Source organism: Nocardia sp. BMG51109 (assembly GCF_000526215.1).
GTDB lineage: Bacteria > Actinomycetota > Actinomycetes > Mycobacteriales > Mycobacteriaceae > Nocardia.
This window is the reverse complement of record NZ_JAFQ01000004.1, coordinates 3,276,335-3,302,619: the sequence shown is the minus strand read 5'-3', so window position 1 is coordinate 3,302,619 and position 26,285 is coordinate 3,276,335. Positions and strand designations below refer to the sequence as shown.

At 69.7% G+C, this 26,285-nt stretch carries 22 protein-coding genes and 1 pseudogene; 8 read left to right on the top strand and 15 right to left on the bottom strand.

Annotated elements, in window-relative coordinates:
- Window positions 1–23: 23 nt before the first annotated feature.
- From D892_RS0116380 to D892_RS0116360, 5 genes are all read right to left on the bottom strand, one after another.
- A complete protein-coding gene (locus D892_RS0116380) occupies window positions 24–812 on the bottom strand; it encodes an ESX secretion-associated protein EspG (protein WP_024802280.1) in 789 nt (262 codons plus the stop codon).
- Window positions 809–2,503: a hypothetical protein gene (locus D892_RS0116375; protein ID WP_024802279.1), complete on the bottom strand. Its 1,695-nt coding sequence runs from the start codon at window positions 2,501–2,503 to the stop codon at window positions 809–811. Before D892_RS0116375 ends, D892_RS0116380 begins: the two co-directional genes overlap by 4 nt.
- Window positions 2,504–2,728: 225 nt before the next feature.
- Window positions 2,729–5,557, bottom strand: coding sequence for a hypothetical protein (locus D892_RS0116370; protein WP_024802278.1), 2,829 nt, complete (start codon window positions 5,555–5,557; stop codon window positions 2,729–2,731).
- 16 nt (window positions 5,558–5,573) lie between these two features.
- The gene (locus D892_RS0116365) at window positions 5,574–6,071 is read right to left on the bottom strand and encodes a YbaB/EbfC family nucleoid-associated protein (RefSeq protein ID WP_024802277.1); all 498 of its coding nucleotides are present in this window, start codon (window positions 6,069–6,071) and stop codon (window positions 5,574–5,576) included.
- 12 nt (window positions 6,072–6,083) lie between these two features.
- Window positions 6,084–6,398: a type VII secretion target gene (locus D892_RS0116360; RefSeq protein ID WP_198036907.1), complete on the bottom strand. Its 315-nt coding sequence runs from the start codon at window positions 6,396–6,398 to the stop codon at window positions 6,084–6,086.
- 305 nt (window positions 6,399–6,703) lie between these two features.
- Between D892_RS0116360 and D892_RS0116355 the strand changes: the two genes are divergently transcribed.
- Window positions 6,704–8,362 (top strand): PspC domain-containing protein, encoded by a 1,659-nt coding sequence (locus tag D892_RS0116355; protein ID WP_024802275.1) that lies wholly within the window; start codon window positions 6,704–6,706, stop codon window positions 8,360–8,362.
- Window positions 8,355–8,561, top strand: coding sequence for a hypothetical protein (locus D892_RS0116350; protein WP_024802274.1), 207 nt, complete (start codon window positions 8,355–8,357; stop codon window positions 8,559–8,561). Before D892_RS0116355 ends, D892_RS0116350 begins: the two co-directional genes overlap by 8 nt.
- 52 nt (window positions 8,562–8,613) lie before the next feature.
- Here D892_RS0116350 and D892_RS0116345 read toward each other — a convergent pair whose 3' ends face one another.
- Both D892_RS0116345 and guaA read right to left on the bottom strand, forming a co-directional pair.
- Entirely contained in the window at window positions 8,614–9,078 is a 465-nt protein-coding gene (locus D892_RS0116345) for a ribonuclease domain-containing protein (RefSeq protein WP_232236098.1), read from the bottom strand.
- 172 nt (window positions 9,079–9,250) lie between these two features.
- Window positions 9,251–10,882 carry a glutamine-hydrolyzing GMP synthase gene (guaA, locus tag D892_RS0116340; RefSeq protein ID WP_024802272.1) on the bottom strand — a complete coding sequence of 544 codons (1,632 nt, stop codon included), beginning with the start codon at window positions 10,880–10,882 and terminating at the stop codon, window positions 9,251–9,253.
- A gap of 731 nt (window positions 10,883–11,613) precedes the next feature.
- Between guaA and D892_RS0116335 the strand changes: the two genes are divergently transcribed.
- Entirely contained in the window at window positions 11,614–12,411 is a 798-nt protein-coding gene (locus tag D892_RS0116335; RefSeq protein WP_024802271.1) for an alpha/beta fold hydrolase, read from the top strand.
- A gap of 181 nt (window positions 12,412–12,592) precedes the next feature.
- Here the strand turns inward: D892_RS0116335 and D892_RS0116330 are convergent, their stop codons facing one another.
- Together D892_RS0116330 and guaB are read right to left on the bottom strand one after the other, a co-directional pair.
- Window positions 12,593–13,783, bottom strand: a complete 1,191-nt coding sequence (locus tag D892_RS0116330; RefSeq protein WP_024802270.1) for a GuaB3 family IMP dehydrogenase-related protein — start codon at window positions 13,781–13,783, stop codon at window positions 12,593–12,595.
- A gap of 316 nt (window positions 13,784–14,099) precedes the next feature.
- Window positions 14,100–15,641, bottom strand: a complete 1,542-nt coding sequence (gene guaB / locus D892_RS0116325) for an IMP dehydrogenase (protein ID WP_084161092.1) — start codon at window positions 15,639–15,641, stop codon at window positions 14,100–14,102.
- Window positions 15,642–15,974: 333 nt separating this feature from the next.
- Here guaB and D892_RS0116320 point away from each other — a divergent pair, with 333 nt between their 5' ends.
- The gene (locus tag D892_RS0116320; RefSeq protein WP_024802268.1) at window positions 15,975–16,388 is read left to right on the top strand and encodes a DUF5319 domain-containing protein; all 414 of its coding nucleotides are present in this window, start codon (window positions 15,975–15,977) and stop codon (window positions 16,386–16,388) included.
- 181 nt (window positions 16,389–16,569) lie between these two features.
- On the opposite strand, the gene D892_RS0116315 is transcribed toward D892_RS0116320, so the two are convergent.
- From D892_RS0116315 to D892_RS0116305, 3 genes are all read right to left on the bottom strand, one after another.
- Complete coding sequence (locus tag D892_RS0116315) at window positions 16,570–17,661, bottom strand: anti-sigma-D factor RsdA (protein WP_024802267.1); 1,092 nt, start codon at window positions 17,659–17,661, stop codon at window positions 16,570–16,572.
- On the bottom strand, window positions 17,654–18,232 hold the full coding sequence (locus D892_RS0116310; protein ID WP_024802266.1) for a sigma-70 family RNA polymerase sigma factor: 579 nt from the start codon (window positions 18,230–18,232) through the stop codon (window positions 17,654–17,656). Before D892_RS0116310 ends, D892_RS0116315 begins: the two co-directional genes overlap by 8 nt.
- A gap of 119 nt (window positions 18,233–18,351) precedes the next feature.
- Entirely contained in the window at window positions 18,352–19,260 is a 909-nt protein-coding gene (locus tag D892_RS0116305; protein ID WP_024802265.1) for a hypothetical protein, read from the bottom strand.
- A 659-nt stretch (window positions 19,261–19,919) separates the two neighbouring features.
- Here D892_RS0116305 and D892_RS0116300 point away from each other — a divergent pair.
- The 3 genes from D892_RS0116300 to D892_RS41280 all read left to right on the top strand — a co-directional run bounded on the left by D892_RS0116300 (window position 19,920) and on the right by D892_RS41280 (window position 21,559).
- Window positions 19,920–20,213, top strand: a complete 294-nt coding sequence (locus tag D892_RS0116300; protein ID WP_024802264.1) for a WhiB family transcriptional regulator — start codon at window positions 19,920–19,922, stop codon at window positions 20,211–20,213.
- Window positions 20,214–20,646: 433 nt separating this feature from the next.
- A complete protein-coding gene (locus D892_RS0116295; protein WP_036568939.1) occupies window positions 20,647–21,240 on the top strand; it encodes a sigma-70 family RNA polymerase sigma factor in 594 nt (197 codons plus the stop codon).
- Window position 21,241: 1 nt separating this feature from the next.
- Window positions 21,242–21,559 (top strand): hypothetical protein, encoded by a 318-nt coding sequence (locus D892_RS41280; RefSeq protein WP_024802262.1) that lies wholly within the window; start codon window positions 21,242–21,244, stop codon window positions 21,557–21,559.
- 210 nt (window positions 21,560–21,769) lie between these two features.
- Here the strand turns inward: D892_RS41280 and groL are convergent, their stop codons facing one another.
- Window positions 21,770–23,377 carry a chaperonin GroEL gene (groL, locus tag D892_RS0116285; RefSeq protein ID WP_024802261.1) on the bottom strand — a complete coding sequence of 536 codons (1,608 nt, stop codon included), beginning with the start codon at window positions 23,375–23,377 and terminating at the stop codon, window positions 21,770–21,772.
- An 83-nt stretch (window positions 23,378–23,460) separates the two neighbouring features.
- Window positions 23,461–23,763: a co-chaperone GroES gene (gene groES / locus D892_RS0116280; protein WP_024802260.1), complete on the bottom strand. Its 303-nt coding sequence runs from the start codon at window positions 23,761–23,763 to the stop codon at window positions 23,461–23,463.
- A 681-nt stretch (window positions 23,764–24,444) separates the two neighbouring features.
- On the opposite strand from groES, the gene D892_RS0116270 reads away from it, so the two are divergent.
- Window positions 24,445–25,980, top strand: coding sequence for an Hsp70 family protein (locus D892_RS0116270; protein ID WP_024802259.1), 1,536 nt, complete (start codon window positions 24,445–24,447; stop codon window positions 25,978–25,980).
- 132 nt (window positions 25,981–26,112) lie between these two features.
- Here D892_RS0116270 and D892_RS48565 read toward each other — a convergent pair.
- A pseudogene (locus D892_RS48565) lies at window positions 26,113–26,187 on the bottom strand (hypothetical protein); the annotation flags it as partial.
- Between the last annotated feature and the right edge of the window lie 98 nt (window positions 26,188–26,285).

Sequence of the window (26,285 nt, the reverse complement as noted above, 5' to 3'; positions counted from 1 at the left end):
CGCGAGCCGTCACGGCCGGCCGGTCACGCCCACTCGTCCTTGATCGACCGGACGACCTCGGCGATGACCCGGTTGATCATGATGGTCATGCGCTCGGCATCCACGGCCGTCGCGACCGGGGGCGTGCCCGACGTGGTCAGATACCGGCCGTCGCCGACGAGATCGCGCCAGCCCAGCGAGTACCGGACGGTGCCGCGCGGACCGAACCGGGACCGGCCCTGGACGATCTCGATCGTCCCGGCCGAGTTCGCCGGTGCGCCGCGAAACCAGTCCGAACGACGAGTTTCCGCAGAGTCCTCGTCCTCGAGCGACCACCGGACCTGGGAGCGCCGAGCGAGACGGTCCATACCGTCGTCTTCGTCGACCAGCACGACGTCGCTCTGCCTGCCGGCGGGGGCGGCGGGTAGCGCGCCGACCACCGTGGCCGCCAGTTCGATCACGCCGCACTCGGTGATCGTGAACCCGGCGCTGTGCCGCGTCGTCTCCCCCGGCAGTTGCCTCACCACACAGGCGAAGGACCCCTTCCTCGACCCCAGCATCCGGATCGATCCCGCCGGGTTGTCCGGGTCGCGGCCGTCCCGGCCACGGACGACGATCCGGATGTCGGCATCGGCGAGCGTCGCCAGTAGCACCCGCAGCTCCTCGCCGAGCCGCTGCCGCACGCTCGCCAGCGCGTCGGCCTTCTCCCGCAGGTGATCGGTGAGCAGCGGTGTTCTGCTCATGTAGGTCAGCGGTTTCGGCAGGCTGCCCTCTTTCAACGTCTCCCACTCGGCGACCAACTCGATATCGGACACCTGCCAGGTACGGTTCATCGCTCCACGACCGGGTCGACCACACGCTGGCCCTTGCCCAGCGCCTCGGCCAGATGCTCCTTGGAATCGAGGTACTTCGGGCGTTTGCGCTGTTCGTCGGGGCCTCCCGCACCGCGAGCGCCCGGCGCCATCGCCCCGGGAGCGCCCGGCGCCGCCGCCACCTGGCCGGCGCCCACCCGGTCGGGCACCGCGCCCGCCGCAGGGAGACTCGCGCGCGGAAACACCGTGACCGGCCGCTCCGATCCGAGTCCGATACGCGAACCGGCGCCACCGCGACCAGCCCCCGCGGCACCGGGCCCGCGGACAGCGCCCTGGCCGCCCGTGCCCGCAGGCCGGTGACCGGGAGGAGGGCCGCCGGTCACCGCCGCACCCAACGGTGCCGGCCCCGCCGACGGCGGCGGCGTGTCGCCGAACGTCTCGGCCGCCTGAACAGCCTGCTGCAGGCCGTTCATCGCCTGCGCGGGATCCAAGGCGTTCGCCGCCATGTCCGGCACCGCGGAGTCCGGGCCTGCCGGCGGCTCCGACTCCTGGGCGATCCGGGAGGCGGTAGAGGGCACCGAACTCGTCGGTATCCCACCGCCGGGCAAGAATCCGTCCGGTGGAAAATTCCCGGCCGAGTAGGCTGCGGGCGAGTACCCGCCGCCCGCCGTCGTCACGTCGCCGGTGACATTCGCGCTCTCCATGGGTGCGATCGGGTTACCCGGTATCGGCAGGGCCGGCAATGCCGCGTTCGCATTGTCGACCGCCGGATGATAAATGTACTTCAATGCCTCGACCCGTTGTTCTCGGATGGCGTCCGCATCGTCGTAGTCGGCTACGTCGGGAATCATTTGTGCAATTGTCTCGAGCATCCATCGGCCGGTGTAATCGAGATCATCGGCAACCAAACGCATCTGCTCGGTCAACAACACGACGTCATTGCCGTACACGGTGGCCGCCTCCATCGCCGCCGACGCGCCGTCACCCCGCCAGTCGCCGTCCATCCCCACTCGTTGCAACCTGTTGACGAAGTCCGGGATCTTGTCGTACAGCTCGTCCGCCAGCCATGTCCAGTAACTGGCGGCGTCCACCGCCGCACTCCACTGGATCGAGTGGAAGAATTCGGTGTACTCGCCGTCGGAGATGCTCTCCGGAGTCCGATGCGGAATAGCACCGTTGAATTCATTGGGCGGTATATCTTCCGGGCCGGCGACCACGTTCCTCCCGATCTCGGGGTCGTAATCGCCGTACATATCGTCGACACCGTATTCTTCCTGCGCAGAATCCACCGCCGCGGTAGACACACCGATACGGTCGCGTCCGTCCGGAACGGCGAACTCTCCCGCCACGGTCGGCAGGTCCGCGATCCGGTCTATCTCGTCCGCCGACTCACCCTCTGCGGACGCATACGCCCGGCCGGCGGATCTCAATGCCTCGGCCATATCGCGAAGTATCTCGACGTGGCGATCGAGAATTTCTCCCAGCTCGGCCCCCTTGTCCCGGAACTTGGCCGCGAGCAGTTGACCGTCGGACATGTTGGAGAAATCCGGAATGCTGTCCACATTCGCGACCTCGCCGCGTACGGCCAACAGCCGCTCCATGACCCCGTCGGCGAGCGCGGCAAGCTCGACGACGATACCGGGCCGCAGCATGAGGAGGCCATTCTCCGCCTGTCCTGTCAACCACCGCCACGGGTTCGTCTCATCGCCCATGGTCACCGCTCCTGAATCAACTCGAATCGGTCGGACCCCACGCACTGCCGATACTTTTCGCATACGGCATGGAGATATATTCCACCCCGGAAGCACATTCGTAAACGACCGATTCGGACACTACGCAAGTGCACTACCGGATTCACGGAAAATTAGGGGTCCATACCCCATGACTTATATCCCATGATCCCATGAGAAGGGCTGAATTCGGCGACCGTTACACGGCTACTCCCCTCGATCCCAGGTGTCGCGCGGCGGTGCCCAGACCTCGATGGGGGCCAGCCTCGGACGGAACCGGACGAGGGGTTCTCCCTCGGGGCCCAGATGGCCGGACAGGATATTCACGAAGATGGCCTCGTCCTTCTCGGACCGTTCTTCCCACATCAGATGCGTCCCGTGCTGAACTCCGTCGATGCACCGGCCCATCATCTCGACGATCCGCCGGACCGACGGACTGTACTGGCTCAGGTCCTCGAGGTCGGACCGGCTGAGCCGCCCCAGTTCGGCGAGTTCGTCGGCGGTAGCGTGGCCGAGCTCCCAGCGCACCGACCAGCTCATGGTCTCGGCCGTCCGTCCCGCGGGCCGACCGACGGCGAAGAGGTCGTGATCTCCGGCGATCGGTCTCCACTCGCCGTCCGGGCATTTGGCCTGTATCACCTGGTCCCGTATCCGGAACTCGTCGCTGTCCTCGATCTTGTGCCGGTTTTCCCATTCTTCCAGCCGTTGCCGATAGCGTCTTTCCAGCGCCGCTCGCTCGGACGGGTCGTAGCCGCTCAGATCCGCGGGAAGCCGGGGCTCGAAACACGCGGCCAGTCCCTTCGCCTCCGATCTGCCACGGAGCGGGACGTCCAGATCACTCATGGTCTTGTTCTTGATCGCCTGCGATTTCGGGACCGCTTCCCCGGACAACAGACGGGGCAGCGAATCGACGTTGGTCGGCCGCACGTCGATATAAATGCCGAAGAGGTCCGCGAACCGCTGAAACATCCACTGGGCCGGCGCCGGTATGCCGTGGACGTGCTGAATCTCGTCGGATGTCAGCGGCCGGGGCGGGCCGAACTCGTCACCCTGCCCACTGTCCGGAGGTTCCACCGAACCGATCCCGGAAGACACGGCGGACACCGTCTCGGCGGCACGTGCCGGCGGCACGGGGTTTCCGGCAGCGTCGTACGCGATCGCGTGGACTCCCCTGACATTCGCCGCGACCTCGCCGCCGCGGAACGGGTGCGGCCCGCCGAGGAACCGATCGTGCACCGTGATCACGCCGTCGCTGTGCGCCATCACGTAGGCATGCGCGCCGACGCCGTACTCGTCGAGCGGATCACCGTACTCGTCGACCACCAGCGCGACCGCGCCGTCACCCAGTTCCCGCAACCGGGTGGCGATCGCATCGTGGGAGTCGAACGCCTGTAGTCGGCCACCCGCCGCGGATTCCAGCAGATCCGCCGGCATGCCCGCCGGGCCCACCTCGTCACCGGGCACCCTGACCACCGGGCTGTCCGTCAGGGCGACCACCGTGGCAAGTGCCTCCGGTCCGCAGGTTTGATCCGGCGAAGTATCCGGAGGGTCCGGCGCCGATCTCTCGACGGCCGTGACGTGAGCTCCCCCGCCGGGAACCGCGTCGGGATCGGCACTCGCCGAGCTCCGGTCGGTGGGCTCCGCGACCTGATCACCGCGCTGGGCGGCCCCGGGCGCCTCGGTCCCGGTGTGCTGCGCCCGCAGCGGGCCCCCACGGAGGGTTCCGGAATCCGTAGCCGCGGATCCGGCCGCGGCACGAGACTCGGGCGCCACCATCGACCGCCGCGTCGCCTCGCCGGCCGCGGGCGGCTGGGACCTGGCATCCGCCGGGCCGGACGTTCCCCGCGCCTCGCCGGCCGGGGACGACGCCACCGATCTCGGCTCGGCCGACGGCCCGGCCCCCGCTCGCGAGATCCCCTCGCGGACAACGGAATCGCCGGACGGACGGTACGCGCCGGCGGGCTTCCCGGCCCCGTCGGACCCGCTCGAGGGCCCGACGAGCGGCGTACCACCGGTGGCCGTGCCCGCCCGACGGTCCGAGACCGCACCGATCGACGACCTCGGCCGATCGCCCGCCGCCGAGACTCCGTCGGTAGCGAAAAAGTAGTTCGAATAGCCGGTGCCGCCGCCTGCCCCGTGCACGGCGCCGGGGAGCGCGCCGCCCAGCACCCCGCCGGTCGCCATCCGCGGATCGAACTCCCAGTTCCCGGTGAGCACTCCGCCCGCACCCCACCCGGCGGCCACCCCGGCCGCCCCGGCTCCGGCGCCCGGGAGCAGTCCCCTGACGATATTCGGCAGCGCCGTGCCCGCGACCACGTTGCCCAGCGCATGACCGACCGGCGCCGCGAAGCCGGCGGCCAGCGCCGAGGTGAGCGCATCCGACATGATCTCGTCCGCGTCGAATCCGTCCCGATGCCCCTGAGTGATCTGGATGCCCTGCACGAGGACGGCCTGCGTCACCCCCTGAACCGCCTCCACGACGGCCTCCTGGGCGATCTCGTACACCGGCAGCGTCAAGAACCGGGCCGCCCGCGCACCGACCAGCCGGGTCAGGCCGCTCTCGATGGCACTCATCGCGGCCCGGCGTATTCCCGCGGCGGCCGTCTGTGTTCGGGCAATGGCGGCCGCCTCCTGGGCCGGTGCCGTCGGTGGGAACGCCCACGCGGCGGCGATCTCGGCGGCGAGCCAGGTCAGCGCGCCGATCACGTTCAGCTTGGCGGTCTGGATCTGCAGTGCCATGTCATCGGCGGCGTCGGCGAGTTGGCCGTAGACCTCCGCCAGATGTTCGGCGGATCCGTCGCCGCTGCGCAACGCCTGTAGCCGCGCGTCCATTCGGTCACGCCCGGCGCCGGCCGGATAGGCCGTCAGGGTGAGTTCGAGGGCGGCGTCCAGGTCCGGCAGGATATCGCGCAGTTCGTCGCGAGCCGACCGCAGATCCGCGGCCAGGTCCCACATCCGATCCTCGTCGCCGGTCGGCCAGTCCGACCCCGCCACCCATTCCAGCCAGTGCAGCCAGCCGGGGATCTGGATCGACATCGCCACCGGCCTCGAATCACAAGCTCCAGCCGAGGCTGCCCGCGCCGCCGCCGTCGCGGTCGGCCCCGTCGGCGCGTTCCGGCCGCGTGGGCGGCCCCGCGCCGCAATCCGGTGCGCGGGGCGGGGTCGTCGGCGCCCGCGGCACCGGGAACTGCGCCGGTAGCTCCGGCAGGTCATCGGCGAATTCGGACAGGTCGGGGAACCGGGCCCGCTGCTCCTGCAGCGGTGCCATCAGCTCGTCGGCCAGGCGCGCCACCTCGGCCGCGGCCTGCTGGGCCGCCGCCGTCACCGCCGCGGCGATCTCGTCGTAGCCCAGCTCATCGATGTCGGCGGCGAATCGGGTCTCGATCAGGACGCCGTCCGCATTGACCGCCACGTGCACCCGTCCGTCCCGCACCGAGGCGGCGGCCGTCAGCCGGTTGCGCCGCTGCTGGATGTCGGCGACGGTGCGCAACCGCTGCTTGAAGTGCTCGAGCTCGGTGGCGAACTCCGCGTCGACGCCCCTGCTGCCCATCGCCGTCTCCGGTCAGTCGAATCCTTCGGCGGACTGTGTGTCGCTCGCCTCCAGGGCGTCGGCCGCCTCGAGCTGGCCGGTCTCGACCTCGGCGAGGGACTCGGCCACGGCCCGGGTACCGCCGGTCACGTTGTCGGCCGCGGCCACGAATCCGTCCGGGCCGTCGGCGAATCTGCTGCCGAACCGATCGTTACCCCACGGAGCCGATCCGGCGCTCAGTGCCGACTCGGCGGCATCCGCCACCCCGGACATTCTGTCCCGAACACTCCCGATGGCGTCGGCCGCGCGCCGCAGCAGCTCCGGGTCCACCTCGACATCGTCGGACATGTCGCGCACCTTCATCCCTGTGCCCCCGGTCGTCGGGTGCGGGCCGGACGGCTGGTCCCATGATGGCACGGCCGACATCCGTTGGTATGCAACGGTTTCGTCACGGTACCGACCGGTTCCCCGGTGGCCGGAACATTGCCGCCGGACCGGGACCGGCGGGACCGGTGACGACCGGACCTCTGGTCACACCCGGATCGGCGGTGACCGCCGGGCCGCGCGTACCGGACCTGTCCGGTGGAGTTCAGGATGGTGTTCAGGGTGATCCCCGATGCGGTCCCACCTCCGCGAACGCCACCATGGAGAGCATGACCAGACACAACGGCGGGACCGGCGGGACCGGCCGGATGGGATTCAACGATCAGCTCCACCATCTGTGGCGGACGCGGCCGCTGCGGCTGCCGCGGCAGAGCCCGGTCGCCGGCGTAGCCGCCGGGTTCGGGCGCCGCTACGGGGTGGATCCGGTGCTGGTGCGGGTCGTGTTCGTGGTGGCGACGATCTTCGGCGGCACCGGCGTGGTGCTGTATCTCGTGGCGTGGCTGCTGCTGCCCGCGGCCGGTGATCAGGTGTCGGCCACGGAGGGCCTGTTCGGCAGGGGGCAGAGCTCCCAGTCGCCGACCAAGACCGTGGTGCTGCTGGTGGCGCTGGCCATCGCGGCCAGCACCATGGGTCCGGTCGGGGTGGGGCTGGGCGGCTCGGGCCTGATCAGCCTGGCCCTGATGCTGGCCGGCTGGTGGCTGCTCTATCTCCGCCAACCGGAACCACCGGCCGACGGCTACGATCAGCTGCTCGCCGAGGGCGGCGTCGCCCCCACCGGATATCCGGGCGCCATGTTCCCCGGTGCGACGCCCTGGCCCGGCCCTACTTACGGTCCGTACACCAGGCTGCCCGACCACTACGAACCGGACCAGCCGAAAGACGCGTCCGGACAGGGCCTTTCGACGACCGCGCCATCGACGGCGCCAGTTTCGACGACACCGCTTTCGACGACACCGCCGGACGGCACCGCCACCGACGTGCTGTCCCGGCCACAGTCGGACGAGCGGCAGGACGATACCGGGGTGTTGCGGGCCGATCCCCCGGCCGAGTCGGCGGCAGCGGACGCCACCACCGATTCCGGTACCGCCCAGCGGAATTCGGCCGCCGATGCTCCCGAGAGCGACTCCACCACCGAAGTACTTCCGGGTAAGGAGCCACCGCCGACCGGTGAACCCGGAGGGGGACAGTCGATTCCGTCCTTCCCGCCCGCCCCGGACGCGCGCACCCGCACCGTCCCGGGCCCGGCGCACCCCGGTCCCACCCCGCCCGGCTGGGATCCGCTGGGAGTGGCCCCGCTGGCATGGACCCTGCCGGATCCGGCCCCGGCCGCACCGGTCGCGGTGCCGGCCGCACCGCAGCGGCGACCCCGTTCCCGGCTCACCGCGATCGTGATCGGGCTGGCCATCCTGGCCGCGGCCGTCGCGGGCGCCCTGGCCGCCGCAGGCGTGGACTGGATGACCCCCGGCCGCGTCGGCGCGGTAGCGCTGGCGGTGGTCGGCCTCGGCCTGATCGCCGGTGCCTTCCTGCGCCGCGGATACGGTCTGATGGTCGTGCTGGCGCCGCTGGCGGGCTTCGTGATCCTGGCATCGATGGTCGGGCCGGTCGAATTCGACCGCGCCGCAATGGGAGAGCACACCTGGACGCCGGCCACGGTGGCCGACCTGAACCCCGACTATCGGGTGAACATTGGCTCGGGAACCCTCGACCTGCATTCGCTCGCGCTCACCGAGAACCGGACGGTGAACGTCTCCGTCCAGATGGGCGATTTCCGGGTGCTGGTCCCGGAATCCATGCGGGTGCAGGCCAATTGCACGGCCGATATGGGTGAGGTCGCGTGCCCGCCCGGACTCACCGGCCCGGCCGGCGGCCCGGTACTCACCGTCAATGTCGATGTGCACGCCGGAAACGCGGAGGTGAAACGTGGCTGACAATTCGGAAACCCGTCGGGGACCGTCGTTCTCGCTGCTGCTGGCCGGGGTGCTGGCGCTACTGGTGAGCGTGTGGGCCTTCATCGGCCCGTCCGCGTGGCCGGTGCACAGCATCATCCCGGTGGGCTGGATCGTGGTGGCCGCCGCGATCGTGGTCGGCATCGCCCTGGTGGTCGCGCCGCGCAAGAAGAAGAACTGATCGTCACCAGGCCGCCGGGGCTCGGATCGGATCCGGGCCCCGGCTGCTGTCGTCAGCGCATCCTGGTGAAACTGCGATAGTGATCGCCGGTGTACCAGGCCGATCCGTCACTGCCGGTGACGATTCGCTCGGCGTCCCGAGACTGCCCCTCCTGCTTGGGATTCACGTCCCACTCCTGATAGCGGATCTTGTTCCCGCTGCCGTCGGTGGCGGGCAACTGGCCCTCACGGTTGTTCCAGGTGCCACCGCCCTGCGTACCGGGCGCGCCGGCCGCGTCCGGCCACTGCCCCGCATCGATCAGCTCCAATGTCCTGCGGGCATTGTCGGGCACCTCGTCCGCGACCAACCGCACGTCGGCCGGCCCGACCACCGCCGGCGTACCGGCCGATTCCGGCGCGACCCCGCTACCGCCGAGCAATACCGCCGCGGTCGCGAACACGGCCATCCCGAGCGCGGCGAGCGCCGCGAACGGCCTGGCCCACATGCCTTTCGAACGGTTCGATTCCTGTGCCGCCATCGGCTACCTCCCCAACACGGCCGGGCCGAACGGCCCGGCGACTCACCCGAGCACCGGCCGCCCACCCTCGCAGTACGGCCTGAACCGCACCGGCACGGGAAGGCACGGCACCATTACCACCAGATGAAAAGTGCCGTGAGACGAAAGCTGTTGCGGGGCCGTCCGACACGGCTCACTCCCACTCGATGGTCCCCGGCGGCTTGCTGGTGACGTCGAGCACGACGCGGTTGATCTCGGCGACCTCGTTGGTGATCCGGGTGGAGATGCGCTCGAGCACGTCGTAGGGCAGGCGGGTCCAGTCGGCGGTCATGGCGTCCTCGCTGGAGACCGGGCGCAGCACGATCGGGTGACCGTAGGTGCGCCCGTCGCCCTGCACGCCGACGCTGCGCACATCGGCCAGCAGCACCACCGGGCACTGCCAGATCTGCCGGTCCAGGCCGGCCGCGGTCAGCTCCTCGCGGGCGATGGCATCGGCCTGGCGCAGCGTGTCGAGTCGCTCGCCGGTGACCTCGCCGACGATCCGGATCGCCAGGCCCGGGCCCGGGAACGGCTGGCGCGCAACGATATCCTCGGGCAGTCCGAGCTCCCGGCCGACCGCGCGCACCTCGTCCTTGAACAGCAGTCGCAGCGGCTCGACGAGTTCGAACTCCAGATCCTCGGGCAGGCCGCCGACGTTGTGATGGCTCTTGATATTCGCGGTGCCCGCGCCGCCGCCGGACTCCACCACATCGGGGTACAGGGTGCCCTGCACCAGGTATTCCACAGCCGGAGCGGAGCTTGCGGAGCGCCCCTCGGATACGGCAGCGGAACCCGCCGCACCGCTCTCCTCGACGATCCGCGCGACCGCGTCCTCGAACGACCGGATGAACTCACGCCCGATGATCTTGCGCTTGTCCTCCGGATCGGTGACGCCCTTCAGCTCACCGAGAAAGGTGTCCACCGCGTCGACGGTCATCAGCTTCGCCCCGGTCGCGGCCACGAAATCGCGCTGCACCTGTTCGCGCTCCCCGGAGCGCAGCAGGCCGTGATCGACGAATACACAGGTCAGCCGCTCGCCGATGGCACGCTGCACCAGCGCGCCCGCGACCGCCGAATCCACCCCGCCGGACAGGGCGCAGATGGCGTGCCCGTCACCGATCTGCTCGCGCACCCGGCCCACCAGCAGGTCGACGATATTGGCGGAGGTCCACGAGCCCGGGATGCCGGCCAGCTCGTGCAGGAATCGGCTCAGCACCTGCTGGCCGTGCGGCGAGTGCAGCACCTCCGGGTGGTACTGGACGCCGGCCAGGCGCCGCTCCCGGTCCTCGAACGCCGCCACCGGGGAGCCCGCCGTGGTGCCGGTGACCTCGAATCCGGACGGCGCGGCGGTGACCGCGTCGCCGTGGCTCATCCACACCGGCTGGACGGCGGGCAGGCCGCCGTGCAGCACGCCGCCATGGGATTCGGCGCCGCGGGATTCGGCACCGATGTTCAGTTCGGTGCGGCCGTACTCGCGGGTTCCGGTATGCGCGACGGTGCCGCCGAGCGCCCGCGCCATCGCCTGAAAGCCGTAGCAGATACCGAAAACCGGCACACCGAGGTCAAACATCCGCGCATCCAACTGCGGGGCGCCCTCGGCGTACACGCTGGCCGGACCGCCGGACAGGATCACCGCGGCCGGTTCCCGCGCGGCGATCTCCTCGACCGTCGCGGTGTGCGGAACCACTTCGGAGTAGACGCAGGATTCGCGCACCCGCCGGGCGATCAGCTGCGCGTACTGCGCCCCGAAGTCGATGACGAGGACCGGTCGCTGGGTTTCTGTCACGCGCTCAGCTTAATGAGCGCGCCGGCGCGACCTGTGCCCGGGCGAACCGGTCCGCGCGGCACCGTCCGGATTGCCGACAACTCCCGGACCTCGCCCGGAGTCTCTCCCGGATCGATGACGGCCGCAGCGGTCCAGACGGCACCGCGCGGCGGTCCGGGCGGCGGTCCGGGCGGCGGTCCGGGCGGTCCGGGAAGCGACGCACAGCGGGCCGACGGCGACCCCACAGCGGACGGCCAGACAGCGACCCACAGGCGGGCCAGACAGCGACCCCACAGCGGACGGCCAGACAGCGACCCACAGGCGGGCCAGACAGCGACCCCACAGCGGACGGCCAGACAGCGACCCACAGGCGGGCCAGACAGCGACGCACAGCGGGCCGGGCAGAGGCTCGCGGCAGGCCGGGCAGAGGCTCGCGGCGGGCCGGGCAGAGGCTCGCGGCGGTTTCCAGGTGTCGCACGGAACCCGGGCCGCCCGACGTCCGGCGCAGGTCACCCCTGTCCCCACTGCGCACACCACCGCCCGTTCGGCCACCGCGAGCGATCCCGCGACAAGCGCCGCGATCATGTGCCGGAGCAACGAGCCGGACATCTATACCGCGAATCACCATGCGACACAAGGCCCCCTGCTCGGCGAACCGGCAGCAGCCCGGCGGCGGGCGCGGATCGCGGAGCGCTGCGATCTGTCACCGAACCCGGCCGTATGCCGGGGCCGTTCCAGCTATCCTCGTGCTCGTGCCATTCGCCCGTGCGATCGATGCCGACATCCATTACGAGGACAGTGGCGGCAACGGCCCGGTGGTGCTCCTCGGACACGAATTCTTCATGGACCGAACGATGTTCGCGCCTCAGGTCGCCGCGCTGTGCCCGGAGTTCCGCATCGTGGCATGGGATGCCCGCGGCCACGGCCACACCCGCGACAAGGGCCTGCCGTTCACCTATTGGACCGCCGCCCGCGACGCCCTGACCGTCCTGGACCACCTCGGGATCGAGCGGGCCGTCGTCGGCGGCACCTCGCAGGGCGGGTTCAGCGCCATGCGCGCCGCATTGCTTGCGCCGGAACGGGTATCGGCGCTGATCCTCATCGCGACCGAGGCGCACGGCGCGACCACGCAGGAGCTGGCGACCTCGCGCAGATTCCTGGACCGGTGGAACGAGCCGGCCGCGCGGCGCGCGCTGGCCGACCATCTGGCGCACTGGCTGATCGGCGACGACCCCTGGCATCGCACGGTGTGGATCCAGCGCTGGCTGGCGCAGGATCCACACGCCACCGAGGTGGCGGCGGGGTGCCTGCTCGGCCGCGACTCGATCCTCCAGCGGCTGCCCGAGATCACCTGCCCGGCGCTGGTGATCCACCCGACCCGCGCCGGCCTGCTGCGCGCGCACGCCGCGGAAATGGCTCGCGGACTGGCGAATTCGCAGTATCTGGAGATCGAGGGCGCCCGCCAGGCGGTGAACATGACGCATCCGGCCGAGGTGAACGCCGCCATTCGCGAATTCCTGCGCGACGACGTGGTGCTGCGCGCGAGCTGACCGTCACGCCACACCGACACCCAGATCGCCGACCCACGCCGGAATGACAGGGGGCGACACTCACGACAGCGGAAAGACAGGGACGACACCTGCAACAGCCGAAACACCAGAGTCGAGGCTCAGGGCGAGGGGCGCGGAGGAGCCGGGGCGAGCGCGCGGCCGCGACCGGAGAGACGGATGGTCAGGCGCGGACCGTCAGCCCGACCTTCTGGAATTCCTTGAGTTCGCTGTAGCCGGCCTTCGCCATCGAGCGGCGCAGGCCCCCGACGAGGTTCACCGAGCCCCACGGGTCACTGGACGGGCCGTACAGCACCTGCTGCAGCGTGGGCCGTTCGTCCTCGTCGGCGAACCGCAGCAGCGCACCGCGTGGCACCGACGGATGGGCGGCCGCCGACGGCCAGTACCACCCGCGCCCGGGCGACTCCTGCGCCAGCGCCAGCGGCACCCCCAGCATCGCCGCATCGGCGCCGCACGCGATGGCCTTGGCCAGCTGCCCGGACGACACGATGTCGCCGTCGGCGATGACGTGCACGTACCGGCCCCCGGTCTCGTCGAGGTAGTCGCGGCGGGCGGCGGCGGCGTCGGCGATCGCGGTCGCCAGCGGCACGCCGATCCCCAGCACCTCGCCGGTGGTGGTGGCGCCCGGGGTGGAGCCGTAGCCGACGATCACGCCGGCCGCGCCCGTGCGCATCAGGTGTAAGGCGGTGCGGTGATCGCTGACGCCGCCGGCCACCACCGGCACGTCGAGATCGGCGATGAAGGTCTTCAGGTTCAGCGGCTCGAGCGTGGTGACGGGCTCGTCGGCGTCGGCCGGGGTGGCCGCGGACACCGCGTGGACGCTGCCGCGCACATGTTCGGCGGAGATGATGGTGCCGTGCACGACCAGCAGGTCGACGCCGGCCTGCACCAGCGCGGGGGTCAGCACCCGGGCATTCTGCGGGCTGACCCGCACGGCCACCGTCACGCCCGCACCCCGCACCTGGGACACCGCGGCGGCCAGCAGATCCGGCTGCATGGGCGCGGCGTGCAGCTGCTGCAGCAGCGCGACCGCCGCCTCGGTGCCCTCCTTCTCGGCCACCTCGAGCAGCTGATCGATCCGGGCGGACACATCCGCGTGCCGGGCCCAGAGGCCCTCGCCGTTGATGACGCCGAGCCCGCCGAGCCGGCCGAGCTCGATGGCGAACTCCGGTGACACCAGGGCATCGGTCGGGTGAGCCACCAGCGGGATGTCGAACCGGTAGGCGTCCAGCTGCCAGGACAGCGAGACCTGCTGGGACGAACGGGTCCGCCGCGACGGAACTATGTCGACATCGTCCAGTTCGTAGGTACGCCGGGCGGTCCGGCCCATACCGATCTCGACCATGTCGCGCACTGGTGTTCTCCTTCGTGTGTGATGCCGTGCCCGGGCACGGCACAGCACGGTGCCCCGACTCGTGTTCCGTCGGCGGACGCTCCCATAGTCCCAGCTCTCGCCGCAAGCCACGGCTTCGGGGGCCACGGGAGCGGCCCGAGATATCCGGTCCGGACGAGGCCGCACCGCCGCCCCGGTGCGCGACGGTAGTCACGCGCCGCGACACCGCCGTTCCCGCGCCACCACTGTCGCCGCGACACCGCTGTTCCCGGGGCACCGCGGGTTTCCAGGGCACCGCCGTTCCCGAGCCCCGGCTACGTGGCAGCCGGACGGACGATCAGCCCCGGCCGGTGTAGTTGGGCGCCTCGACGGTCATCGTGATGTCGTGCGGGTGGCTCTCCTTGAGCCCGGCCGCGGTGATCTGCACGAACTGCGCCCGCTGCAGATCCGGAATCGACTGCGCGCCGGTATATCCCATGGCCGCGCGCAGGCCGCCGACCAGCTGATGGATCACCTGGTTCACCGGGCCGCGGAACGGCACCCGGCCCTCGATGCCCTCCGGCACGAGCTTGTCCTCGGCGAGCACGTCGTCCTGGAAGTAGCGGTCCTTGGAGTAGGACCTGGCCTGGCCGCGGCCCTGCATGGCGCCCAGCGAGCCCATGCCGCGATAGCTCTTGAACTGCTTGCCGTTGACCAGGATCAGCTCACCCGGCGACTCGGCGGTGCCGGCCAGCAGCGAGCCGAGCATCACGGTCGACGCGCCCGCGGCGATGGCCTTGGCGAGATCGCCCGAGTACTGCACACCGCCGTCGGCGATCACCGGGACACCCGCGGCATTGCAGACGGCGACGGCCTCGAGGATCGCCGTGATCTGCGGCGCCCCGACCCCGGCGACCACCCGCGTGGTACAGATCGAGCCGGGCCCGACACCGACCTTGACCGCGTCGACGCCGGCCTCGACCAGCGCGGTCGCGCCGGCCCTGGTCGCGACGTTGCCGCCGACCACCTGAACGCGATCGCCGACCTCGGCCTTGAGCTTGGAGACCATCTGCAGCACCTGCACCTGGTGGCCGTGCGCGGTGTCGACGACCAGCACGTCGGCCCCGGCGTCGCGCAGTGTCATGGCGCGCGACCAGGAGTCGTCACCGACACCCACCGCCGCGCCGACCAGCAGCCGGCCGTCGCGGTCCTTCGTGGCGTTCGGGTACTGGTCGGTCTTGACGAAATCCTTGACGGTGATGAGCCCGCGCAAACGGCCGTTGCCGTCGACGATCGGCAGCTTCTCGACCTTGTGCCGGCGCAGCAGCCCCAGCGCGGCCTCGGCCGTCACGCCCTCCTGCGCGGTGATCAGCGGCGCCGGGGTCATCACCTCCGCGGCGCGGCGGTTCTGGTCGACCTCGAAGCGCATGTCGCGGTTGGTGATGATGCCGACCAGTTCGCCGGTCTCGTCCACCACCGGCAGGCCGGAGATGCGATAGCGCGCGCACATCGCGTCGACCTCGGCGAGGGTGTCGTTGGGGCGGCAGGTCACCGGATTGGTCACCATGCCGGCCTCGGAGCGCTTCACGGTCTCGACCTGCGCGGCCTGATCGGCGGCGGCCAGATTGCGGTGTAAGACCCCCATACCGCCGGACCGGGCCATCGCGATCGCCATCCGGGCCTCGGTGACGGTATCCATCGCCGAGCTCACCAGCGGGGTGCGCAACGTGATGTCCCGGGTCAGCCGGCTCGCGGTCGTCACCGAGCTGGGAATGAGATCCGACGCGGCCGGCAGCAACAACACGTCGTCGAACGTGAGGCCGAGCATGGCGATCTTGTTCGGATCGTCACCGCCCGTATGAGGGCGGACGGCGTGTTCGCCCATCACGGGACTACTCATCGGATCGACCCCTCCTGGACCTCGAATGCAACGATCCGGGAACGGGCCCCGGATCACGTACGTCTGACGGAATGGCGGAGCCGAAGAGCGATACCCGGCACCTGTGCCGTCCATGGTATCGACCGCGCAAATCGAGCGGCCACGCGACTCGGGCCAGTAATCTCCACCACACCCCGTGGACGGCCCCGCCGACACTGCCGCGCGCACCCGATGACGTTACGCTGATGGTCGAGCCGCCGGAACCGACACCGTCCGGCACGGCGATTCGACACCCCCTCAGCAAATTGGGGCCAGCGCTGGCGCAGGCACCCCTGTTCTGCGTACCGTGGGATTGTGCGTGACCATCTACCACCTGGCCTGCCGCCGGATCCGTTCGCCGGAGATCCCTCCGACCCGTCGGCCGCGCTCGATGCCATCGAGCCGGGGGAACCGCTGGATCCTCACGAGCGCCTAGCGGTCGAGGAAGATCTCGCCGATCTCGCCGTCTACGAGGCACTGCTGGCGCACCGCGGCATCCGCGGGCTCGTGGTCAGTTGCGAAGACTGCCGACAAGATCATTATCACGACTGGGACATGTTGCGCGCCAACCTGCTTCAATTGCTGGTCGACGGCACGGTCCGCCCGCACGAGCCCGCCTACGACCCGACACCGGAGGCCTACGTCACGTGGGACTACTGCCGCGGGTACGCCGACGCGTCGATGAACGAGGCGCTACACGGCGACGGGTTCGAGGGTTTCGACGCCTGAACCGTGCCCGCCGGAGGCGAGTTCGTGACCGAACCCGCCGTTCGTGACGAAACCACGTCGGCGCACAGAAGAAACCGACCGCCGCGAGGCGATCGGGTGATATGTCCCGAATGTGGCCGAATGCCGAACGATCGGCCGTGCCGCGGGCCGATGGCCCTGCGTGGCACCGGCATTCCGCCGATTATCTGAGTCCGCCCGGCAACGATCCGGCCGGCGGAAGAATGACCGTGGTCGGCCCGACCTGTGGCAGGCTCGGACGGACGGTGTTCTGATCGGGCCTCGAGCCCGGGCGCCCGGACGGGAAATCCGGAATCGATGCCCCCGTCGAGCCGATGGTGGTCGGCCCGGCGGTCGGCTCGTTCGACGGTGGTTCCTGCGGAAGCGTCGGCAGCCCGCTGGTGGGCAGCGACGGGAAGGTCGGCGCCGTGGAGCCGGGCTTGGTGCTCGGCTCCCCGGAGTCGGGTTCGTTCGACCCGGTGCCACCGAGAATCCCGATATCGGGAGTGGTGGTGGGCCTGCTGCCCGGCCGATCGGTCGTCGACGGCTGCGGCCGACCGCTCGTATTCGACGGGGTGAGCGGGGCCAGCGACGCCGCGATATCGGGCGCCTTCGCGTTCAACTGGGCCACCAGCTGGTTCCAGCGCTCCTCCAATTCGTGCTTGCGCTGGCCGTCGTCCACCTGGGTGGCGGTGTGGCGGACCCCCTCCAGCAGGGGCTGGGCCCGTTCCGGCTGGCCCTGATCGATGAAGTTCTGCGCCGCGGTCAGATCGTCGTCGGCACGCTGGGCGATGGTGGTCTGCGCCTGCTGGCTGAACACCACCTCCTTGACCCGCCACAGCGGATCACCCGGCTGCGCGCTGTAGGAGAATGCCGTCGTACCACCGAAGATCAGTGCCACCGCGGCCGCCGCGCCCATGAGCGGGCGAACCAACCGCAGACGACTTCGCCGACCGACGTTAACCCTCGCCTGCCGCGCGCCGATCTCCTGATTGACCGCCGCGACAACGGCATCCAGATCCGGCCCGCCCGGCAACGGCTCCTCGACGATCTCTGCCCGCCAGTTCGCGAGGAGGGTTGCGAGTTGATACTCCTCGGGGCTGTCGGTCGTTACGGGTCCGTCCCCGGCGATGGCATCGATCAACGTGTCGTCGCGGCGGACCGCGGCGATGTCGACCGGCCCGGTGTCACCGGATGCGTCGGCGTAGGGATCGCTGTTGTGCGATCCACGTCGCGCCTTCCAGTCGCCCCGACCGCGCTCGCCATCCCTAGCCATACATTTCACCTGCCCTCGCCACTTGTGACTTCAGTTTCGCGAGCGCCCGGTGCTGGGCTACCCGTATAGCTCCCGCCGTACTGCCCACGGCGGCAGCAGTTTCTTCTGCTGACAGACCCATGACCAATCGCAGGATCAGGATCTCTCGATGCTTCTCCGGAAGCGTCGCCAGCAAACTGTTCATCTGCCGGCTGGTTTCGGAATCGAGAGCGCGCTGCTCCGGCCCCTGGTCGGTGGATATGACATCTGGTACTTCGGCCATCGCATCGGCCTTGTTACGGGCGGCATTACGATGTGCGTCGGCAACCTTGTGCGAAGCGATTCCGTACACGAAGGCCATGAACGGCCGCCCTTGGTCCTGATAACGGGGCAGGGCGGTCATTACGGCAAGACAGACCTCCTGCGCAACGTCGTCCGCGGAGAGCTGCCCACGCTCCGCGGATCCGATCCGCGCTCGGCAGTAGCGAACCACCAGGGGGCGGATGATCTCCAGTACCTGAGCTAAAGCCGAACGATCGCCCTGCCCTGCGGCAGCAACGGCGGCGTCCAACTCTTCGCCCGTGTGCGTCATCGTCAGAAGTAGTCCTGGCGTTACAAGTGGCACGGTCGGTCGTGACCGGTGCTTCCGCCGGTCGGCGGAACGGCTCCAACAATAGCGGCTGCCCAAGACGAGACGGGCGACACCTGTGCTCAATCATCACGCGAAACCCCGCCCTCGGAGCGCAATAAACCACCCTGCCCGGCCAGTGCCTGCGCACAGGCGTTCGCCTCCGCCGCCGCCCGCGCGGCCGACGATCCCGCACCGACTCCGGCCCGCAGCATCGCGCACGCCCATCGCAGCGGCAGCAGGCCGTTGTCCCGGCTCTGGGCCGAGGCGATCTCGGCCGCCGTGCGGCACCGGTCGAGATCGCCGGCGGCCGCCGCGGCGGCGGCGAGAAGTAGACGGGTCTTGACGCGATGCCGGACCGACGGACACCGCTCGGCGAGCGCCAGCGCGGTCTCGGCATGCCGCAGCGCCGTTGTGGCGATCGGCACCCCGCCGGAGGCCGCGAGGGCGGTCTCGGCCGACACCCAGTGCCAGCGCAGCCGCACGCGGCGGTCGCCGGATCCGCCGGGAAAGACCTCGAGATAGCCCTGGCAACGTTCCAGCAGCCGGGCCGACAGATCCGGCCGGGCGGTGCCCAGCGCGTCGGCGGCCAATCCGGTCAACGCGTCGCAAACCGCCTCGGAACGCACGGCGTCCCGCCGTTCGTCGCCGTTCGGCACATCCGGCAGCGCCAGGGCGAGCGCCCGGCCGTCCAGCGCGGCCGCCCGCGCATGCCAGCCGAGCTGCCGCAGCAGCGATGCCTCGGTGCTCGTGGCCAGCGAGCGCAGCACCGGATCCGCGGTGGCGCGGCGGGTGCGGCACAGTTCGGCGCGGGCGGCGGCGTACCTGCCCCGGCCGCCCAGGACGACCGCGCGCAACCAGGATTCGACGGGGCCGGCGGCGCTCGGCAATTCACCGGCAGCGATACCGGGACGATTTCCGAAAGCCGCCTCGGCGAACACCTCGCGGACCGGGTCCGGCCACCCGTGCGGCGCCGCGGAAAACTCGTGCACCGCCGCACCTTATCCGGTGCCGCGCACCCCCCGGCACGCAGCTCCGACGAACTCCTGGCAACCTTTCAGCATTAATAAAGCTGTATTGATGTTTCCATCTGGTAAAACCATCGTGGGCTATCACTCAGCATGTATGTAAGGAATTCGCATGCTTTTCTGATAATTAACCTCGGCGCCTCGGCTCGGCCATCTCGGACTCGCCGGCATTCGCCCGGCCGGTGACTACCGGCACATACCACAACTCGCGCCGGAAGTGGGGCGCACGTACTATTCATTCCCGGCAAACACGTCATGACCTGCAATTTTATGAGTACTCACAGCAGGCATCATAGCGGCCATCAGCTCGGCCAACCGCTCAGTATCGCTATCGATGGCCGAGATGTAAATAGCGGGTAGGTTAAATCTGGGGTCCGCGCTCTTTGAAATCGTCGACAGGGAAACTATTGACTGGATTTCGCTATGCGTCCTAACGTACGACATCGCCGTCGTCGGCGCCGTACGAAATTGCGGTGCCACGAACTGCGATCGCCGGACCCCGGCGAATCGGTCCGAGCCCGTTCTCGGCGAGGTCTGACCGGCCGCGCCCAGGGTACGGACAGACCGCTGCTGACAAGCACCGCTCGACAACGCCGACGAGCTCGCACATGAGGGAGTTCACCATGCCCATGCCCACCCACCTCCCCGGTCCGAATGCCGACATCTGGGACTGGCAGATGCGCGGTTCCTGCCGTGGAGTGGACTCATCGGTGTTCTTCCATCCCGATGGTGAACGCGGACGCGCTCGCGCGCAACGCGAACTGCGCGCCAAGGAGATCTGCCGCACCTGCCCGGTGCTCATGCAGTGCCGCAGCCACGCACTGAAGGTCAGCGAGCCCTACGGCATCTGGGGCGGGATGTCGGAGACCGAGCGCGAAATGCACGTCCGGCGCAACCGCCGCCGCGTAACTGTCTGAGCCGGTAAGGGAATTCGCAGGTCGTGCCCCTGCCGGGGGGTCGGCGACGAATTCTCTCCCATCCGGAACGCACGGCGCGCCGAATGCCTAGCAAACACCCGGCCACCGAAACTGCCGGCCGGTGGATACCGACACAGACGCGCAGGCCCCTTCGGTCACCGCCGATACGCCTGACGCGAGATGGCCAGAAGCCTTGCCACAGCGTTTCGCACAGCCCCCGGCGTGTCACGGCGTGTCTCCTAAAAGAACCCTCGGCGTGTCGGGAGATGTCCGAAAACCGCTGGGCTACAGGCGGTTTGCCGACACCCCACCCGAGAGGAGGTCATAGCCGCCCGCTACGGTAGTGGCCGATGACACAGAATGGAGCGTTGTGACAACGCGGCCGCCGGCCGCAGAGGGCGACTCGTTCCAGCAAGCGGTCGGGGACGAGCGGGTGGACGCGCCACCCCGAGCAACCTCTGCGGTGACGGCACGCGCAGCCGAAAGCATCGAACTAGCCGCGCTTCTCGAGCGCTGCGGCCGATCCGACCAGCGGGCCTTCGCCGAGCTGTACGACCGAACGTGCGCTCGCGTCTTCGGCCTGGTGCTGCGCGTCCTACACGATCCCGGCTACGCGGAGGAGACCACGCAGGAGGTCTACCTCCAGATCTGGCGTACCGCAGCCAACTTCGACCCCGCCAAGGGCTCGGCGGTCACCTGGCTGATGACGCTCGCCCATCGCCGAGCGGTGGACCGTGTCCGTGCCGAGCAGGCGCACGCCCAGCGCGAGGTCACTTACGGCGCGAGCACTCTCGGTAACGAATTCGATGAGGTCACCGAAGAGGTAGGACGAAGACTCGAGCAGCAGGCGGTGCTGGAAGGCCTGGCCACACTGACGAGTACACAGCGGGAGGCCATCTCGCTCGCGTACTTCGGGGGCCGGACCTATGCGGAGGTAGCGGAGCATCTCGGCGTAGGGTTACCGACCGTTAAGTCCCGTATCCGCGATGGATTGACACGACTGAAGAAGAGCTTGGGAGTGACGTGAGATGAACGAAAGCCAGATCGATCTCGCGCACGCGGTCGCGCTCGGATCGATCGGCGACGAGGACCAGCGCGCGGTGCGAGAAATACTCGACTCCGGCAGCGAGACGCTGCGCGCGGACTTCGACAGGGAAGTGCAGCTGACCAGAGAAGCTCTCACCGTATTCGCCTCGGCGGCCGAACAGCCGCCCGCCGCTCTTCGTGATCGTCTGCTGGCCGCCGTCGCGCACGGTCAGGCCCCGCACGATCAAGCCCCGGCGGCGACAGCCACCCCGCACAAGGCCGCCCACTCCGAAGGTTCGGACTCCACGACGCCGTACTGACCGACCGCCGACCGCACCGCCGTCGGCCGTCTCCGTTTCCCGCGGCCATGCCACTTCGCAGCCATACCACCTCGCGGCCATGCCCACGGGACACGAGAACGGGCCGCCCACATCGCCTCGGATGTGAACGGCCCGTTTCGTTGTCAGCGCTCGGCGCCCGTTTCGTTGTCGGCGCTCGGCGCCCGTGACCGGCTCAGTCGAGTGACCGGCTCAGTGCGAGTGACCGTGGTGGTCGTCCTCGTCCTCCTCGGCCGGCTTCTCGACCACGGCGCTCTCCGTGGTGAGCACCATGCGCGCCACCGAGGTGGCGTTGAGCACCGCCGAGCGGGTCACCTTCACCGGATCCACCACACCGTCGGTGACCAGGTCGCCGTAGGTCAGGGTGGCGGCATTGAAGCCTTCCTTGCCGTCGGCGACCCTGGTGACGACGACGGCACCGTCGATGCCGGCGTTGCTGGCGATCCAGTACAGCGGCGCCCGCAGCGCCTGCCGCACCAGGTCCACACCGATGGCCTGGTCGCCGGACAGCGAGTCGCGCAGCTCGGTCAGCTTGGCCGCCGCCTGCACCAGCGCGGTGCCGCCGCCGGGCACGATGCCCTCCTCGATCGCGGCCTTGGCCGCGTTGACCGCGTCCTCGACCCGGTACTTGCGCTCCTTGAGCGCGGTCTCGGTGGCCGCGCCGACGCGGATCACCGCGACGCCGCCGGACAGCTTGGCCAGCCGCTCCTCCAGCTTCTCGCGGTCCCAGTCGGAGTCGGTGGCCTCGATCTCGCCGCGCAGCTGGGCCACGCGGGCGTCGATCCCGTCCTGGGTGCCGGCACCCTCGACGATCGTGGTCTCATCCTTGGTGACGACCACGCGCCGCGCCGAACCGAGCAGGTCCAGGCCGGCCTCGCGCAGGTTGATGCCCAGCTCCGGATTGATCACCGTGCCGCCGGTGACGACGGCCAGGTCGTCCAGGAACGCCTTGCGGCGGTCCCCGAAGAACGGCGCCTTCACCGCGACGACCTTGAGCGTCTTGCGAATCGCGTTGACCACCAGGGTGGACAGCGGCTCGCCCTCGACGTCCTCGGCGATGATCACGACCGGCTTACCGGATTCGGCGATCTTCTCCAGCAGCGGCAGGAAGTCCGGCAGCGAGGAGATCTTCTCCCGGTGCAGCAGGATGTACGCATCCTCCAGCACCGCCTCCTGCTTGTCGTGGTCGGTGACGAAATAGCCCGACAGGTAACCCTTGTCGAACTGCACGCCCTCGGTGACCACGAGATCGGTGCTCAGCGTGGAGGACTCCTCCACGGTGACCACGCCGTCCTTGCCCACGGTGGTCAGCGCCTTGCCGACCATCTCGCCGATCTCCTCGTCGCGCGAGGAAACGGTGGCGACCTGTGCGATGGCCTGCTCGCCGGAGACGGGCGTCGCGGCGGCCAGGAGCGCCTCCGAGACGGCCTCGCCGGCCTTGCTCATGCCGGCGCCCAGGCCCATCGGGTTGGCGCCCGCGGCGATGTTCCGCAGGCCACCCTTGATCATCGCCTGCGCCAGCACGGTGGCGGTGGTGGTGCCGTCGCCGGCCACGTCGTTGGTCTTGGTGGCGACGCTCTTGACCAGCTGCGCGCCGAGGTTCTCGAACGGATCCTCGAGGTCGATGTCCCGCGCGATGGTGACACCGTCGTTGGTGACCGTCGGTCCGCCGAATGCCTTGGCCAGCACCACATGCCGGCCGCGCGGGCCCAGCGTGACCTTCACCGCGTCGGCGAGCTTGTCGACGCCGCGTTCCATCGCCCGACGAGCCTTCTCGTCGAACTCGATCTGCTTTGCCATGTGTTCAGTCCTGTGTTTGGTGGGAGAACGACCACTGCCCCGGCCCCACGCGTGCGGGCACCGGGGCAGCGATCGTCACGGAGTCACTTGTCGACGACGGCCAGCAGGTCGCGCGCCGACAGGATCAGGTACTCCTCGTTGTTGTACTTGATCTCGGTGCCGCCGTACTTGGAGTAGATGACGACATCGCCTTCCTTGACGTCCAGCGGAATGCGCTTCTCGCCCTCGTCGTCCCACCGGCCGGGGCCGACGGCGACGACGGTGCCCTCCTGGGGCTTCTCCTTCGCCGTGTCGGGGATGACCAGGCCGGAGGCGGTCGTCGTCTCGGCCTCGTTGGCCTGGACGAGGATCTTGTCCTCGAGCGGCTTGATGTTCACGCTCGCCACGTTGAGCCCTCCACTTTCAGGGGATTCGTCGCGTCCGGGGCGGTTCCCCGGACTAAGGTTTCGGTCACGATCACGACCCTGTGCATAGCCCCGTCGTCGCGGGTGCCGGGACCCCTGCTCAGCAGTCACAATGGCACTCGAGCAACATCCGCAGTGCCAACTAGCACTCTATACAGGGGAGTGCCAGCGCTCAAGAGCGGGTAGTGCCGACTCGTCACCGAATCCCGGTGACGGCCCATCGGCCGGGTCCCGATCAATCGGGCACAACAACGTTTCGCCGCGAATCCGCCATCAACACGCGCGAGACCGTGGCAATTCATCGTCAAAAACTGTAACGTTCGGATAACGGATTGTGACATCATGGACGACGAGTTCGTGATGTCGCAGCGTTCGTGATGTCGCGTCTGCCGACCGGTCCTGCCGGTCGACGCTCTGTCGCGTGATCTGCCTTGCATCACACACCGTGCACCACAAAACAACTGCTTCACCCACCCGCGCGAAGACCATCGCGCACGCCTGAGACGAGAGCAAGACCACAAGTGATCACCGGCTGGTCCGACACCTACCGGACGAGGCCCAGCCGCGATCCGCTGCTCGGGCCGACCGCCATCCATGCGGAGGCTCGCTGTCCGTTCGAGATGGTCGGCGACACCATGACCATCCGCTCGAAGGGAGGTGAACATGCGAACATCCCTCGGCATCTCCGCCGGGAACGAAGTGGTGTGCTCGGCGCTGGTTGCCACCGCTCCCAACGGCGCCCAGAGCTTCGACTACCGAGTCGTGACGGCGGACGCCGCACATTCCGATCTCGGTGATCTGGTGGCATCGTCGATCGAACTGATGACCACCCGGATGCCCACCCGCGAGATCGTGCATCCGGCCGGCGCGCACACCGCGGCGCTCCCGGCCCCGCACTCCGAGACCGCCGCTGGACCGCCCGGGGCGATCGCGGTCGCCTACCGCGACCGGGAACAGGCCGTGGCGATCCGGTCGGCGATCGGCCGCCAGCGCCGCGACGTTCAGCTGATCCCCGAAAGCACGGCCGCCCTCACCTATCTGCGCCACACCGGCCTGCTCGACCGGTACGAGACGGTCGCGATCATCGACCTGGGCGCGTCCGGGATGACGGTCACGGTGGCCGATCTGGCCGACCACACCACCCTGCGGTCCGAGCGCACCACCGCGGTCAGCGGCACCGCCGTCGACGAGCTGATCTATTACCACCTGCTGGATTGCCATTTCGCCCGCCGCGGCACCCGGCCCAACCGCGGCATGCTCATCAACCGCAGCCGGGCGGCCAAGGAGCATCTGTCCATCGCCCCGGCGGTGACCATCGACCACGTCGCCGGGCAGCCGCTGAAGCTGACCCGCGCCGACTTCGAGGAACTGATCGCGGACCTGATCCGGGAGGCCGCGGTATTCGCCGCCGGGGTGTTCGCTCGGTCGCCGAAGCTGCCCGAGGCGGTCGCCGTGATCGGTGGCGGCGCGAACATCCCGACCGTCGTCGCCGGAGTGAACGACCTGCTCGACGTCCCGGTGCTCACGGTCCCCGAACCCGAGGCGGCGACGGCGAAGGGCGCCGCGCTGGTGGCGGATTCGGCGCAGCCGTCGGCGTTCCCGGTGGTCGGCCTCGGTAACGAGGCACAGACCGGCACCTTCACCAAGCTGGTCGGCACCCTGGCCGGCGCGGTCGTGGTGGTGGGCCTCGTGGTCGGCTACGGCGTCAAGGAGCTGGTCCCGGCCGATCACGACGTCAGCCCGGTCGGCACCAGCAACACTGCCCAGTTGACCCCGGCGCCGACCCCCGCGCCCAGCACCACCGGCTCGACCACCCCGGCCGATCAGACCCAGTCCGGTGATCAGCCCACCGGCGGCGGTCCGGGCTCGCCGTCGCTGCCCTCGTCGCCCTCGTCGACCTCGTCGTCCGCCTCGACCTCGTCGACCAGCCGGCCCCCGACGAGCGCCGCCGAACAGATCCCCGCCACCACCGCGCCACTGCGCCCGGATCCCAACCTGCCGCAGATCCCGCTGCCCGATCTGCCCCACTTCCTGGGCCCGCTGCTGACCCCCAGCACGCCGGAATCGACCACTCCCGACGAGCCGACCCCGAGCCGCCCCTCCTTGCAGTCCCCCAGCGCGACCCCGAACCGCGCACCGGCGCTGCCGAGATCGAATTCGGGCTCCGCCGGTTCGGGGGCAGTGCAGCCGACCGACTGATCGGTCCGTCCGTCGAGGCGTCCCCGCAAGCCGATCGGGTGCCGTCGGCCATCAACCACATCCGCACCGAATGCCGGTACGGGCTCCTGCGTGGCCCGGAGCGCAAGCAACCGACCGCCCCCAGCTCGGTCGTCCGGATGTGCGTATCCAGCCGTGACTATCGGCGAACGTGCCGCGCTGGATTCCGGTCAGCGTGTCGCGCAGTGCCGACAAGCCCGGCAGGCGGGACGACGGCGGCGCCGGCCGCCCGCAAGCGCCCGGCGCCCGCGGACGGCCGCGACCATCTGCTGGGCTCCCACGACCGG